The following is a 15,414-nucleotide window of genomic DNA, read 5'->3' on the forward strand; positions in this document are numbered from 1 at the left end:
TATTGAACTGTCAGGAGCTGGCTGCACAACAGCCATTACGCCCAATCAACTGGTGCAGTCGTCTTCTGAAAATGACACTGACGAAGCGGCGCGGCCCTGCCTGACATCAAGTTAGGGTATAGCCTAGATTGACATGCGCGATGCAACCCTTAACTTGCTTGCACCTATCGTTTCCATGCTAGCTTTATCGTAACGCTCAAGAAATTGGGCTTAATGCCGAAAACAATAAAATAAAACAGCCAACCCTTGAGGTTCTTATGCGCCAGAATTTACCAGTGACGGGTGCGTATTCCGGCGAAGTTGAACAGCCATTCCGGCCAACGTGAACACCCTGATCCTTAACGCGCTCACGTCACCCCGTTTCTAACTCGAGTGTTCAGATTGGGTCAACTCACTTCTCCTCTTTCTCATCGATTCTCCCTTCAGTGACAGCCGGTGAGCGTTGTGCATCAGCCGGTCCAGGATCGCATCTGCCAGAGTGTTGTCCCCCAAGCTCGCGTACCACTCTTCCGTTGGCAGCTGACTGACCACGACCGTCGAGTATTTCCCGTACCGATCATCCATGATCTCCAGCAGGGCGTTGCGCTGCTCGGCATTCACCGCTTCCAGTCCCCAGTCATCCAGGATCAGCAGCTCTATCCTTGCCAGTTGACCCAGCAGTCTGGCGTAACTGCCATCTACCTTGGCCTGGCTCAGCTCAAGTAGCAGACGCGGCAGCCGGTAGTAACGAGTGCTGTGCCCCTGCTGACAGGCTTGGTAGCCCAGCGCACAGGCTAGGTAGGTTTTTCCGCAGCCACAGGGGCCGGTAATGAGCAGGTTCTGGCCCCGGCGCAGCCACTCTCCTTGGGCCAGGTTTGCCACCTGTGACCGCTCCAGGTTGCGTGCAGACTGGTAGTCCACCTCTTGCACCGTGGCCTGGAGTTTGAGCCTCGCCTGCTTGACCAGCCGAGCTTGTTTACGCTGCTCCCGGCTCAGTTGTTCGTGTTCGACCAGCAGGCTTAGCCGCTCGATGAAGGGCAGCCCTTCGTAGGTACTTGCCTGTTCCAGTTGTTGTTGCACGGCATCCGCCATGCCAGTCAGTTTCAGGTGTCTCAAGCGGGTCAGCGTTTGTTGGGTCATGGGTTTTTTCCTCGTTAGTGGAAGCTCTGGGGGCCGCGGATGTTCTCGTGCTCTTGCGGCAGTTCTGGATAACTGAGCGGACTTGCGGGCAGTTGGTCGCGGCCACTGGTCAGCACCGACTTGAGCTGCTTGAGCCGCACCAGTCCTTCCCGGTTGGCCAGCTGGCAACAGCCTTCGACTCGTGATGGCGGATACTCCCGGCTAAGACTCAGCAGTCCCAGGCAGAGTCGGTATGCCTGCTCGGCATGGGCTTTCTCTGCCAGCCGTTCGCTAACCCAGCACAAGGTGCCCGGTCCGATGTCGGCAGCCCACTGCTTAAGACGCCCTGGCGTCCAGCGTTGCTGCTTGCTGTGACGTTCCGGCATGTGCTCAGGGAGTGTGCTCATCCCCGGGATGGTTTTACGCGGATGGCTCGCGACCAGCTGTTGCTGGTGATAGACCTGAAGCAGGGTATCGCCCGCATGGAGCTCCAGTTGCTGACCCACATACTGGTGCGGCACCGAGTAATGGTGCTGCTCATAACTGACGTGATAGTCGATGTTGACCTTGACCGTTTTGATGGCGACATAGCGATAGGGATGCACCGGTAGTGACCCCAGTGCCGGGCGGTCCAACTGCTCAAACGCCTCGCGTCGGTTACCGGGCAGCTGCTTGAACGGGCGCTCGTTGAGCTCATTCAACAAAGCCCGGATGCACTGGTTTAGCTCGGCAAGCGAGAAGAAGGTCTGATGGCGTAGACGAGCCAGGATCCAGCGCTCGACGATCTGCACACCCACCTCGGCCTTGGCTTTGTCCTTAGGCTTGTAAGGGCGAGCTGGCATCACCGCCACCTGATAGTGCTCGGCCAACTGCTGGTAGCTGGGGTTGAGCTCGGGATCGTATCGGCAAGCCTTGCTGACACCGCTCTTGAGGTTGTCGGGGATCAGCAGTACCGGTGTCCCGCCGAAAAACTCAAAGGCACGGACATGGCTTTGCAGCCAGTCCGGCAGTGACTGGGACCAGGTGGCCTCGGCAAAGGTGTAGTTGGACGCACCGAGCACGGCGACAAAGACTTGTGCCTGACGGACCTCACCCGTAGTCGGCGACACGATGGGCACCGTGGGCCCGCAGTAGTCGATAAAGAGCTTTTCCCCCGCCTTGTGGATCTGGCGCATGGAGCGCTTTTGCAACTGACACCAGGACTTGTAACGGTCACAGAACTGGGAGTAGCTGTAACAGCTATTGGGATAGCGCTGGGTGTACTCCTCCCAGAGCAGCTGTTTGGAGACCCCCTTGCGCTTGAGCTCCTGATGGACAGAGGGCCAATCCGGCACAACATGGCGGGCCGAGATGGTGGTATCGGCCTGCGGATAGAACAGGGCAGCCAGTCGGCCATCATCAAGCTCGGTAGGTAAGGGCCAGGTAAGGCCGAGCGCCTGGGCACTTTTGAGGAGTTTCTGGATGGAGCCGACACTGACCTTGGTACAGATACTGATTTGGCGAACAGAGAGGTCAGCTTCCAGCCGCAGTCGCAGCACTTCACGAATTTTACGCATTGCAATCCTCTTGGCAGACATAGGCTCTTCCCTGGCAAAAGGGAGAGCGTATCAAAGGTTTTTAAATCAATGCGTTAAGGATGATTCCGGTGAATGTGAACAGTGATTCCGGGATGTTGAACACTGTTTCCGGAAAGGAGGGGCGAAGTGTTCAGGTTGAACCGGAATGAGCGTTCACATTGGTCCGGAAATGGTGTTCACGTTGAATCGGAATTGGTGTTCATGATCGGCCGGAATATGCAACGGGTCGAAACTTAGGGAAGGTGCGAATAAGTCATATGGCACGAGAGCATTTACTGGTAACCCATTGATATTAAATGACTAAAATTTTCATTTTTTGTTCGTGGGATACTTGTTCGCACTTTCCTAAGGGGCGTTTGTTGTTCATTTGGTGCTTTGCTATCATCGAACGCCTCGATATAGTACAGGCTCATATGAAATCTAACTGGAGGGCGGAAAGGGGCCCAATTATTTGATCGGTTTTTTCATAGCGAGAAGCGGAAGGCAGTAGTGAGGGACAGCAGTGAATGCCACTAATACGATAAGCTGGATTGACAAAATTGTAACTGAATCGAGTCGGCGAGATCTTTTTTGCGCGGCTGCCTATGAGTCCTGAAATAATAACTCGACTGCTAGCCTCCATGAACGCTGGCCGCCTTCTAGTTGTCTGTGGTGCAGGGCTGTCGATGGCGCCGCCTAGTAGCCTGCCATCGGCCTTGACGGTCGCCGAGCGGTGCTTTGAAAAGTATCGTCTTGAATCTGATCCAAACTGTGATCCCGCGCTTCGGGACAATCTAGAGGCGCTCGCCGAACACTTCGCGGGACTCGATACCCTTCAATCTGTCTTCATCGAGCACCTCGTCCCTTGGAACGCATTTATGCGGCAGCCGAACACCGGGCATGCCGCGATAGCGGATTTTCTCATCACTCGCGCTGCAGTTGCTGGCATATCGAGCAATTACGACACCCTCATCGAACGTTGCGCCTGGGACTACGGCTCTGACTTCCGTGGCTCGCTCGACGGAGACGAAGCCAGCGCTGACTTCGTTCGCCAGGCTCCCTTGCTTAAATTCCATGGCTGTTCTTTCCGCGATCGGCCAGCTACGGTATGGGCGCCTTCGCAGCTCAATGATCCAACCATCTCGGCCCGTATTGCGCTAAGCAAAGTATGGATGGCCGCCAACCTTCGGCAGAAGGATCTACTCGTCGTGGGCTTCTGGTCAGACTGGGAATATCTCAATACCGTGATAGGTGAAGCATTGAGCCACGTTCAGCCGCTATCCGTGACAGTTATCGACCTGTCACCAACAAACGTGCTCGAGCAGAAGGCCCCTCAGCTCTGGGAGATCGCCAACGCACCAAACGTGGCTTTCGAACATGTCCAAGAGTCTGGAGCTGTAGCGCTCGACGAACTGCGTCGTGCATTCTCATCGAATTACCTTCGACAGGTACTGGATGCAGGTCGAACCGCCTTCGAGCAAACCACAGGAATTCAGTGCGACACAGCTTGGCTAAACGTTGAAAATTTCGATAGCGAGGCTTTGTATGGTCTGAGGAGAGATGCAGAAGGCGTCTCGGCGGCGGAACCAGCCAAGCTCTTGCGCCCGGCAAATACAGAAGCTCTCGGCTTCTTCCACTTACTGCTACGTCAGGCTGGGGCCTTGCAACGCCCTGATGGCTATGAGCTTAACGGCCGTAGCATCCGCGTTATCAATGGAGCGCAAACCGTCCTCGGGACTCTACGCGGGAGGTTTATCGAGCCACCTGCCGCGATGCAGCCTGACATCGTTGTGGCTGTGGGCGCGACCAACTTAGGCGTGCCGGGCAACATCGTACGCAACGGACGCCCCGGCGACGTGATTCGTCCTGACCCAGCGGGCGAATGGTATGACCTCCCTGGGGCAAGAGCAGAGTTGGGAATCTAATGGATATCTTCACGCAAACCGAAATCCTCCTTCGCGACGCCCAATACGAAACTTGGTCGTGGACTGGCTCGGCCGGCCCGGTGACCTGTTTCGAAAACGCGGCGCTGATGGGGTTCGTTCAAGTCTTTGATACCGCAGATACTCTTCTCTGCACTTGGCGTGCGAGTCAACAAGTGGCTCTCGCTCGCCATGCCGCGTCGTTGCGCGCCGCAGGAACAAAAGCGTGGAATGTCTATTCAATCTTTCTGACCCCGGATCAAGATGTGAGCCGAGCGCGTGAGATCGAACGAATCGAAGAGGATTTCTCTTTGACTCGGAAAATTGCCAGGGCTTCGATCATCACAACGGATGATGTTGAGAAAGCGCTGCTACCGCTGCTGTCCTTACGCGCCAAGCCGCTGCTTGGCGTGTCTAACTTCGAAACGAGACTGCGTACCAGGCTGAAAGACATTTCTCCTGAGGCCATTACCTCGTTCATTAATAACGAGACAACGCCAACAGAGGTTGCTCGTATCTTGGGAACGACATTATGAGGCTCGACTTCATCGAAGTATGCGGCTTTCGTGGATTCAGGGATCTCGTCCGTATTAACTTCGGACAGGGCTTCACCGTCATTACGGGCCGGAACGGTGTTGGTAAAAGCACGTTATGTGATGCAATCGAGTTTGCGATCACCGGTTCCATCGACAAATATGCTGTTGAGAAGGCGGCGAAGGAAAGCATCAGCGATTATATATGGTGGCGTGGCGAAGGCGTCCCGAAGGCCCACTATGTTACGGTCTCGTTCGTCGACGACGATGGCAAGCCGTTCACAATCACTCGTACACGCGAGTCAGGTGCTGATCGTTCAGCGGATGAAATCCAGGCCGCGCTTTGCTGCGGTCCTGTGCCAGATAATGCACTTAGGCAGCTCACCCGAACCTCAATCATCCGCGACGAATGGATCGCAGCACTCAGCCTAGACCTCACCGAAACGGAGAGATTCGATCTTGTCCGTTCGGCGCTCGGTGCTTTAGAAGGCTCTGAGGCAAGTAGTAGAGCCAAGGAGGTTGTGGCAGCTACCGAAGCAACGCACTCTAAAGACGAGGCTGCCTATGCAGCTGCCTGTTCGCGGTTGGCAGACAGACTGACGCAACTGTCTGAGACGCAAACAGCCCTTAGCCGTTCAGGCGATATGGCCTCTGCTCTCCAGGTAATCTCCATAGCCGCACCAGATGCGCCGCCTGAACTGACAGCACGGCTGACAGCAGGTCGAAATGCACTTGCGAGCAAGCGAACCCGATTAGGTCGAATGGGCGAAGCGCTTCAACTCGGTCATGAGGTTGCGTCGGCGCAGGCGGCCTACACAACTCCGGAGGCTATTGCGGATCGGGAGACCGCTTCAAGAGTGCACGAAGCAGCACAAAGAGAGCATCAGGCTGCGCAGCAGGCGGTCGCGGAAGCCGAACAACGCCTCGAGCGCGAAGAAGAGATAGACGCAATTGCAGCATCGCTGAGCCTTCTGGTCGAGCACGGTGAGCGCCTCGGGTTGCACGAAGAGCATTGCCCGTTATGCGAAGCCTATCGGACGCCGGACGAGTTTTCCTCCGGTGTGGCCGCGGCACGGCGCCGGATCAAATCACTGGCGTCGGGCGTTCAGGCTGCTCACGATGCTCTCACCATTGCGAAAGAGAATGCACGGCTATCCAGCCTTACGCTCCAAGCTGCCGAAGCTATGCTTGATACTCATGCAGAAAAGCTGCGCCGGCTGCGCAGTCAGGAAGAGTCACATGTCTCATTCTACTCGGATTGGTCTCTCGACTTCCGCCTCATCAACGATCCTGATGGGCTAGAGCAAGCTATTTCTTCAGAGCGCGACCGGCTGATCGACCTTGAGCGTGCGTTGATAGTGCTGGAAGCCTCGCAAGCTGTATCGCAAATGTCGTTAATCGAAAGCAACATCTCGGTACTGCGAGCTGAAGTAGAGAAGCTCGCGCATACTGTCAGTCAATCGCAAGCTGCCGTTACCGCAGCTCGCGAGATCGAGCGCTCAGTTAAGCGTGTGAGCGCCGAAATCATCGATGAGCGTCTTGCTCAGATTAGCCCGCTTCTCAACGAGCTGTACCAGCGCCTAAGACCGCACGCCGACTGGCACACAATCGATTACAGCATTCGCGGCGACGTACGTCGTTTCTTAAGTCTTAAAGTCGGAAACGGTCTAAACCCACAATTTGTCTTCAGCAGTGGCCAGCGTCGTGCAGCCGGTCTCGCTTTTCTTCTTTCTGTCCATCTCGCACGGGCGTGGACACCACTCAAGTCTTTGCTACTCGACGACCCCGTTCAACACATCGATGATTTTAGGGCCCTTCACCTGGTGGAAGTGCTCGCTGCTCTGCGCTTGGATGGGCGTCAGATCATCTGTGCCGTTGAGGACCCTGCGCTTGCCGATCTCCTCTGCCGACGCTTGATGAGCACTGCGAAGGAGGGAGGGAGACGGCTTGACATCGACCTTGGGTCGCTCGGCGCAACGAGCGTGGTCACAGACCTGGAAATCCGCCCAATGCCGCTTGGTGTCCTACGCGGCGTCACCACTGCATGAAGGCCGAGAGCGCGTTAATCGAGACTCTGATGCAGCAGAGGGGGAGAGCGCACGGTCCTTGGAGCGATTTGGCACTCCATACCATCGGCTGGCGTGCGTTTCAGGATCTATGCTCACAGGTATGTGAAGTCGTGCTCGGCAGACCAGTGGAGATCTTCCGCGAAGCCCAAGATGGCGGTCAGGACGCAGTTTTCCTCATTCCTGCAGGAAACAAATTTCCATCGATTGGAACGGTCCAGTGCAAACATACTTCTGATGCCTCAAAGGCGTTGAAGCTTGGAGATCTCAACGCAGAGACATCCCATGTCGAAGAACTAGTCAAAGCAGGCCAGGCGGACACCTATGTATTCATGACTAACATGAGCGTGGATGCTCCCGTCGCATCTGTAATGCGTACTAGGCTTCGGGCACTTGGCGTGCGAAAGCCGCATATTCTTGGTCGTCAGTACATAGTACGAGTTATCAGGAGCAGCGCTCGCTTGCGCGCATTAGTCCCGCAGGTCTACGGCCTAGGGGACCTTACCTCGATCGTGGATGAGCGACTGAGCGAACAGAGCCGGGCGCTGCTCGACAGCTGGATACCAAAACTTCGCACTTATGTACCTACTCAGGCCCATCGTGCAGCTGTGAATGCGATCGCCGAGCACGGCGTAGTGTTGCTGCTCGGCAACCCCTCAAGTGGAAAATCGGCGATTGGTGCCATCGTTTCGACCATAGCATCTGAAAACCCGGAGAACACTGTACTTGCTTTGACCAGCCCGCGCGACTTTGAGGCAGGTTGGAATCCTAATGACCCGGGACGCTTCTTCTGGATCGACGATGCATTCGGTTCAAATGTGCTACGTGATGACTATGTACAGGATTGGGCCTCGGCCTTCTCTAAACTGCGGGCCGCAATTAAGCATGGCAATCGCTTCCTCCTAACTTCCCGTAAGCATATCTACGAAGCTGCACGACGTCGGCTTGGGCAGCGTAACCTTACCCAGTTCGCAGATGGCTGTGCTGTGGTGGACGTCGGCGAGCTAACGTCCGAAGAGAAGGCGCAGATTCTCTATAACCATGTAAATTTCGGTGAGCAGAGCCAGAGCTGGAAATCGAGTGTCAAGCCGCATCTGGCAGCAGTCGCCACTGTTCGAGATTTCCTTCCTGGGATCGCCGAACGTCTCGGGGATCCAAACTTCACCAAGGGCCTAGCACCTCGCGAAAGCTCTCTTGTCCGCTTCATGGAGGAGCCGACAGAGCATCTGATCGATACCATCAACGCCTTGGATGGTCAGTTGCAAGCCACGCTTCTCCTCGTTTATGTCCACCAGGCCGGCTTCGATCCTATCGATCATGACGCTTCGGCTGCACAGGCTGTCGCAGAGCTGACGGGGTACACTCTAACTAAGCTTCAGGATTGCTTCACTGAACTGAAGGGCTCGTTCCTGAAGCTTTCCGGATTAAAATGGACCTTCGCCCATCCGACGATCTCCGACGCCCTAACGGAGATTCTGCGTCAGAAACCCCATATGATGGCTGCGCTCATACGAGGCGCGACTATCGACACAATTCTTAGCAGCTTCACGTGTGAGGGCTCGCCGCTCATTCGAGATGCGTTGGTCATCCCGACGACGCTCGACAATGCGCTGGTCGCACGACTTGGATGTACACCCGACGAACGGCATCGCAATTGGATGCTGTTCCACTTCCTGTCATATCGCTCAAGTGCGGCCGTGTTCATCAAAACCCTAGAGCAATTTCCAAATCTACTTCGCAGGTCTTGCTGGAGCTCCGATCTCCTCAGTAACGATCCCCAGATCGCCACCTACGCACGTGCTCATCACTTAAACGTCTTGCCTGGCGATTTGCGATTGGATGTGGCCGACAAGTTGGAGTCTGCCGTGCTCAACGGCCTTGACGTCTCCCTCTTCGAGGAACCACAAATGTTGGCTGTCATACCGCCGCTAAAGCTTATCGGTGTGGGTTTATCGCTGCGGACAACTGTGCTGCCGTCGCTCGAAGAGCGGATCGAAGAGATTACAGACGATGCTGATTTAGACGAAGAACCTGACAGTCACTTTGCGAAACTTCTCGACCTACTTGATCACATTGAGGCGATCGGTGTCGATATGGACGCCACAGCCTTGATCGACGATGCACGCGAGCATGTTAAGCGCTCAATCGCAGAGCTTGAAAAACGCAAGCGCGAGCATGATGAAGGTTCCGAAGATGAAGCGGATTGGGCGCACATCGTGACACAAAAAAAGGAGGAAGCACCTCCGCATACTCCCATGGTTACAACGCGTTCAGTGTTCGATGATGTCGACAAATGATCTTCGATATACCGGGTAATTGTTCTTCTTAATGTCGAAACCATCCTTTATCGATAGCACAGAGGTAGAGCATTTTCTGTAGGCAGCCGCCGTTCAAGCTGGTCTTGATGTCAGCTCGACAACATCCCATTGAGTGCCTACTTGACCGCTCTCTGCCCATTAGTTACTAAGCGCTGTTTATAGGCGCGCCCTGAAATGACTGAAAGCGCCATAATCATACAAACAATGCTTGGTTGTTAGCGGACCGAGCTCGACTGGCTTGATTTTCCATTCCACATAAATGCCGATATGTCCCAGCGGGTGATGACTACGTTGGAGAGCATGGTTCCTGCCATAGAGGTCTACTCGATTGATAAGAGTAAGTTGTATAGTGCGGACGCCTAAGCTATTGAGTTCTATCTATGGACATTGTTAAGCGTCCCAGGGGCGTTGAATGGCGACGCTAGAGCGCATTCATTTCGTGCCCCATTACCTCGTGCGCAGAGAGAACGCCGTCGCATACTCCCCCAGTAGCAGCCGGCCATCCATTGAGGGCTTGCCCCAAATCTTTTGGGCAGACTATGCACCTTGGAGGGAGGCAAACCTGTGGGCAGTGGAGCGAGCAACGACTGGTGACGCTTCTCTTAAGACCGTTGCCAGTAACATGAATGGCCTTCTCAATTACGCTAAATTTCTTGAATCTCGTGATTTGCAGTGGTTCGAGTTTCCCGCTCGCAAAGCTGACCGCTGCCTGGTGCTATACCGAGGGGCGTTGATCAAGATGCGCGATGCCGGCCAGATCGGCCCATCCACGGCGTCTGAGTACATGCGCAATTGCATCATGTTCTATCGGTGGGTAAGGCATAGGGAGCTTCTTTCTCCACACGTCCAGCTGTGGCGGGAAAAACCCTACGTCGTTAAATACTTCGACCGGGTGGGGTTCGAGCGAACGATCAGCGGAACCACCACCGACCTCAGCATCCCGAACCGTAAGCGCCCAGGCCAAACGCTTGAAGATGGGCTGTTGCCAGTCTCGGAGACCGATCGCGATGCAATTCTGGATTTCGCCGCAGAGAACGCCACGCCCGAGCTCTACCTCATGTTGGCCCTTGGATTTTTTACCGGGATGCGGCTCGGCAGCATCTGTGATCTCAAGATTCAGTCTCTGGAGCGCGCCGCCCCCGACCCTTCCGCTGAAGGGCTTCTACGCCTTGCAGTTGGTCCAGGCGCAGCTCCGCCAGTGCACACGAAATTCGGTGTGACTGGCCAGGTCTGGATACCCGAAGCGTTGCGTGATGAATTGCTGGAATATGCCAAAGGCTGGCGGAGGATGGAACGAGAGGCGAAAGCCTCGCCCGAGAATCGTGATTTGCTGTTCTTGACCCGCTTTGGTAACGCCTATGGCAGGCGCGGCACCGATCAGTCATCTGCTGTGAATGTTGAGATGTCCGAGTTTCGAAAACGGGGCGTCAAAGCAGAACTACAGGTGCTCCGTAAATTCCGCTTCCATCAGTCGCGCTGCACCTTCGGTACCGAATTGGCACGTCTGGCGCTATCGGCTTGTGCCGATGTCGCTATTGTAATTGCGACGGTCAGCGACGCGTTGCTCCATGGGCCTAACTCTGAAGCCACCACCTTCAAATACATCCGATTCGTACAGGCACTGCCGATCAAACAAGCCCTCTCAAATAGCTTCATGGCGGCATTTAGCGGGATCGGCGCTGGGGCGCGGCACGATGGATAGTTCCGAATTCGACCTCACTTTCCCGATGCTTGAGTATGGGGCCACTGAAACGCCCTGGGACCTCCGGCCGCTGCTGTTTCGCGGAGGTGCAGCAGCAAAGGTGAAGCATGTGGGCCGCCAGATCGCGCAGGGCGAACTCGGCAGTCCCTTGCCGGAACGTTTCGAGCTGGTGACGCAGCTGCATGAGCACATGACTGACGACCTTGCTGGTGGCGGAAGTCGCTTCTCGGTGCAGAACAAGATCAGTGCATTGCGCCGATTCTTTGCCTGGATCGATTCAGAAAACGTGAATCTCAGTCTCGAGACGGCGGCCGACACGTTCATTCGTTGGACCGATCACTTGCTCCAGCGTCATCGAGTCGAACGCAATTTCAGCGATGGGTCCCTGTACGATCTCACCAGGCTCACGGCGACGATGCTGGACCGAGCATTGGACCGCCAAGCAAGCCTGAGCAAGAGCACACGTATTCGCAAGCCGCGCGGCAAAGGCAAGGTACATACGAGCAAAGCGGACAAGCAGAATCTGCAAAACACCTTCGCATTCGGACACCTTCTAGCTGACGTATGCGAGGCATTGACCTGGAGGGGGACAATGGCCCCCCTCCCAGTTTGTATTTCGTTACGCACCGGCCAAGTGCTGGAACTATGGTCGGGATTGCAGAGCCCCGAGAAAGTAGCGGCCCGCCGTACCAGGCCGCAAAACCAAGCGCAAATCGAAGCATCCCTGGCGGCGCGTGCCGCCCACGATGCAGATCGGACACTGCGGACCCGTTTCCCCATCGTCAATTTACGGATCGAGAGTGAATTGCTGATGTTCATCGCCCAGACCGGTCTGAACCTCCAGCAAGCACATACCCTGCGGGTTGAGCAGTTTCATTACACCAGCCACATAGACGGCTACCAGGTACGTACCTACAAAAATCGACGGGAAGGAGAAGTGCTATTCGAGATCTTTGCCAGTTATCGAGAGTGGTTCGAGCGCTATCTCGAATGGCGTTCCGAATGGTTTCCCAATGAGCCGGATGGTTTGCTCTTTCCGCTTATACGTAGCGGGGGACGAATCCTAGAAGAGGCGACGCAGTTCACGAACGTTACGCGCATCTGCCGCGAGCTTGGCATACCGATAGTGAGACCGCGAAAACTGCGCGGGACGCGCATCAACTGGTTGCTTCGGGAGTCCCAGAATCCCCAACAGGTTGCGGAGTTGGCCCAGCATACGGTGCAAACGCTGATACGCGTATATGCCGACCCCCATCCGCAGATCGCTATGGTGGAAATTACGCGCTTCCATCAGCAAACCGATCCGTCCCTTTCACCTCCTGCTCCTGGTAGATGTGTATCGGCCACACCTGAACCAGTGGGCACGATGCCGAAGAATGGTCCGCGACCCGACTGCATCAATGCTGCCGGTTGCCTGTTCTGTACCCAGCACCGGGATATCGAAAGTGAGGATCATGTGTGGTCTCTCGGTAGCTTGCGCCACCTCAAATCGCTTGAACTGGCACGCTACCGCCCATCCAGTTCGGGTAAGCACCTGACGACAGAGCATCCGGCCCTGCTGGTGATCGATCGGCTGACGGCCAAACTGCGCTTCTTCGAAGAAAGTAGCGAGGTCCGCAGGCTTTGGGTCGAAGAAGCCAGAGCGCGCATAAGTGAAGGTGACTACCACCCGGCCTGGGATGGCTTCATCCGATTGGCAGAACTGCGACAAAGATCAGCATGACGAAAAATATTCTTTCCGAACTTGGCCTCGGCATCGACTCGCCCCTAGCGATTCCTGATGCGCCGAACTACCGTCCGCCGTGCTGGCCACCGCAGCGTGATTGGCCGGTCATCATAGATGCCGCTGGCCAGGTGGTGAGCCGTTGGGGCGATGCCATTTGGCGGCTCGACCCATGGGCGGGAAAACGGCTCACTCTCAATTTCGGCGATGGCCCAGCTAAGAAATATGTCGCCGCGATCGATCCTGCGAACGCCGATTTATTGCGGACCGTAATCGGCTGGTGGCTATACGGCCCCAATGGAGCCCGTGGATACCGAGGCCTGAAAACGCGCTTCGACCAGATGCGTCGGCTGTTCGTCTTGTGCACTCAAGAAGGCATTCTCGCATCCGAACTGAGTCATTTTCCGCGCGTTGCCGACCGTCTCCCGGAGGTGCTCCAGGCTTCCCGGTCCGGTGAGTTCTTGGCATTGCTGCACGAACTGTACGAGCGGCGGGATGCGCTGGGGTTCACCTTGTTGGATCGCGCAGGGTTGGCACGCCTCGCAGCGGCCATGCCCGACCACCAGAAGCTCCAGACCCCCTATATCCCTCCCCGCATTTGGCACTATCAAATCACACGCTTGCGCGAATGCCTGGATGACTTTTTGGCGCATCGAGGCCAAGTCGAGGAGTGCTTCCGCTTCTGTCTGGCTGCCTATCGGCACAACTCTGCCAGTCTCCAAGGACAACGCAGGCCACAATCGTTCTATCCGTTTCAGTGGCCGTCGGATGGATCAAACGGAAAGTGGACTGGGCGGCAGTACTACGGCCCATTCATCGACACCGCGCATCGGTTTGGCATGGTGGAACTATTTCGTCGCTGGCTGGGAGTGAGCGACGACGAAATTCGCATTCAAACTCTGAGTCGCTACCTCAACCTCGTGAGTCGATCTGGACTGTGCTATCTGCTGAACTTCAGCCTCATGCGAGTCGAAGAGGCTTGGAACCTGCGCGCCGATTGCTTGCACATAGAACGTGATCCGCAGTTTGGCGACATCCATGTATTGTGCGGACGAACGACCAAGACGATGTCGGATTCTGAGGCACTTTGGGTGACGTCCCCGTCAGCTCAGGTGGCAGTTGAAGCCATGCGTGTGGTCGCAGACCTCCGCGCAGAATGCGACTCTCCCCCCGGCGAGGCCTCGGTGCCGGATGATCCGGCCAAGCGCTATCTGCTTGATTATTGCCTTGAACCGTGGGGAACGAAGTTCACCAAGATCAACCGCACGATTCGGCCATCGATTCCGAGCTATGCCCATGTGCTTCAGTGGTTCGACAAGCTGTTCGACCGTGAGCAATTGCGCATTACGCCGGAAGATTTCGAATTGGCTCGGTTGGTGACGCCGACGCTGACCGACGAGTTTGCGGTCGGCAAAATCTGGCCGTTGGCCTGGCATCAACTCCGACGAACCGGCGCAGTGAATATGCAGGCATCCGGGCTGGTCAGCGACGCTTCATTGCAGTTTCAGCTAAAGCACGTCGCCAGAGCGATGAGTCTCTACTACGGGCAAAACCATTCCAGGGTACGGCTGGAAGAGAAGGCCCATACCTACTACGTCCGCACCATGTACGAAACTTTGGGTAGGCAGCTGCAACAGCTGACGAGCAACCGATTCGTCAGCCCCCACGGCGAGAAGCGAAAATCTGAGATTGTCCGCCTAATCTCAGCCTCTGATGCTAAGAAAGCGATCAATCTGGCTAAGAAGGGGACGGTCACTCATCGACCGATTTTGCTGGGCATCTGCACGAGCCGTACCCCCTGTCCCTATGGGGGCATCGACAATATCGCTCGCTGCGGAGGGGGCGACTCCCCCGGAGAAACCAAACCATGTGCGGACGTTCTCTATGACCCCGAGCAACTCGACGAAGTCGAAGTGTTGGAGGCGGTATTGGATGAGCGCCTGGCCGCTGCCGAGGTAGACAGTCCGCTAAGGACTTCGTTGGAAGCCCAGAAACGTAGTGTGGAGAATTATCGCCATGTCATCCGGCAAACATGAATCCGCTGACCCGGCTAAGCGAATGAGTGCCGGCGAGCAGTATCGCGCAGCGTTCGAGCGGCTGAAGAGCAACAAGCCCGAACGACTGCCGAAGGGGACGCCCGTAAGTCAGAACAACGTTGCCAAGGAGGCCGGCAGCGACCCCTCTGCACTGAAAAAAGCTCGTTTCCCCCTACTGATCGCTGAGATCCAAAAGTACGTGGAAGGACACGCTGAGCAACGTCCGCCATCAGTGCGCCAAGTCAGCTTATTAGCCCGCAGAAAAAATCGTGGACTTCGAGAACGGATCGAGGAAATCACGCAGCAGCGTGACCACCTAGCCAGCCTACTCAGTGAGGCCGACGCCACCATTCTTGAGCTGTACGACCGTATTGCGGACTTGGAGCGCCAACTGCCGGCCTCCAATGTGCTTCCTCTTGATCCGCGAGGCCACAAAAAACTTTGAAACGGAGAGCTCGCA

10 protein-coding genes are annotated in these 15,414 nt (G+C 55.9%); 8 read left to right on the top strand and 2 right to left on the bottom strand.

The annotated features are described in order from the left end of the window. Positions 1-363 precede the first annotated feature (363 nt). Positions 364-1,119: an IS21-like element ISAs29 family helper ATPase IstB gene (istB, locus tag OKC44_RS21760; RefSeq protein WP_000194037.1), complete on the bottom strand. Its 756-nt coding sequence runs from the start codon at positions 1,117-1,119 to the stop codon at positions 364-366. Positions 1,120-1,133: 14 nt separating this feature from the next. Then, on the bottom strand, positions 1,134-2,675 hold the full coding sequence (istA, locus tag OKC44_RS21765; protein WP_111809685.1) for an IS21-like element ISAs29 family transposase: 1,542 nt from the start codon (positions 2,673-2,675) through the stop codon (positions 1,134-1,136). Between the two features lie 620 nt (positions 2,676-3,295). On the opposite strand from istA, the gene OKC44_RS21770 reads away from it, so the two are divergent. The 8 genes from OKC44_RS21770 to OKC44_RS21805 all read left to right on the top strand — a co-directional run bounded on the left by OKC44_RS21770 (position 3,296) and on the right by OKC44_RS21805 (position 15,399). Continuing rightward, a complete protein-coding gene (locus tag OKC44_RS21770; RefSeq protein WP_202803855.1) occupies positions 3,296-4,579 on the top strand; it encodes a hypothetical protein in 1,284 nt (427 codons plus the stop codon). Further along, entirely contained in the window at positions 4,579-5,112 is a 534-nt protein-coding gene (locus OKC44_RS21775) for a hypothetical protein (RefSeq protein ID WP_010635899.1), read from the top strand. Before OKC44_RS21770 ends, OKC44_RS21775 begins: the two co-directional genes overlap by 1 nt. Further along, on the top strand, positions 5,109-7,157 hold the full coding sequence (locus OKC44_RS21780) for an ATP-binding protein (RefSeq protein ID WP_010635900.1): 2,049 nt from the start codon (positions 5,109-5,111) through the stop codon (positions 7,155-7,157). Before OKC44_RS21775 ends, OKC44_RS21780 begins: the two co-directional genes overlap by 4 nt. 68 nt (positions 7,158-7,225) lie before the next feature. Further along, positions 7,226-9,472: a hypothetical protein gene (locus tag OKC44_RS21785; RefSeq protein ID WP_202803856.1), complete on the top strand. Its 2,247-nt coding sequence runs from the start codon at positions 7,226-7,228 to the stop codon at positions 9,470-9,472. Positions 9,473-9,905: 433 nt separating this feature from the next. Beyond that, on the top strand, positions 9,906-11,195 hold the full coding sequence (locus OKC44_RS21790) for a site-specific integrase (protein WP_034039555.1): 1,290 nt from the start codon (positions 9,906-9,908) through the stop codon (positions 11,193-11,195). Then, positions 11,188-12,918 (top strand): site-specific integrase, encoded by a 1,731-nt coding sequence (locus OKC44_RS21795; protein WP_034039553.1) that lies wholly within the window; start codon positions 11,188-11,190, stop codon positions 12,916-12,918. Before OKC44_RS21790 ends, OKC44_RS21795 begins: the two co-directional genes overlap by 8 nt. Next, on the top strand, positions 12,915-14,954 hold the full coding sequence (locus OKC44_RS21800; protein WP_034039551.1) for a hypothetical protein: 2,040 nt from the start codon (positions 12,915-12,917) through the stop codon (positions 14,952-14,954). The genes OKC44_RS21795 and OKC44_RS21800 overlap by 4 nt, the downstream gene beginning before the upstream one ends. Then, entirely contained in the window at positions 14,935-15,399 is a 465-nt protein-coding gene (locus OKC44_RS21805; protein WP_023443007.1) for a hypothetical protein, read from the top strand. The genes OKC44_RS21800 and OKC44_RS21805 overlap by 20 nt, the downstream gene beginning before the upstream one ends. Positions 15,400-15,414: the final 15 nt, after the last annotated feature.

It is taken from the genome of Aeromonas sp. S41-2 (genome assembly GCF_027705845.1).
GTDB classification, from domain to species: Bacteria; Pseudomonadota; Gammaproteobacteria; order Enterobacterales; family Aeromonadaceae; genus Aeromonas; species Aeromonas hydrophila.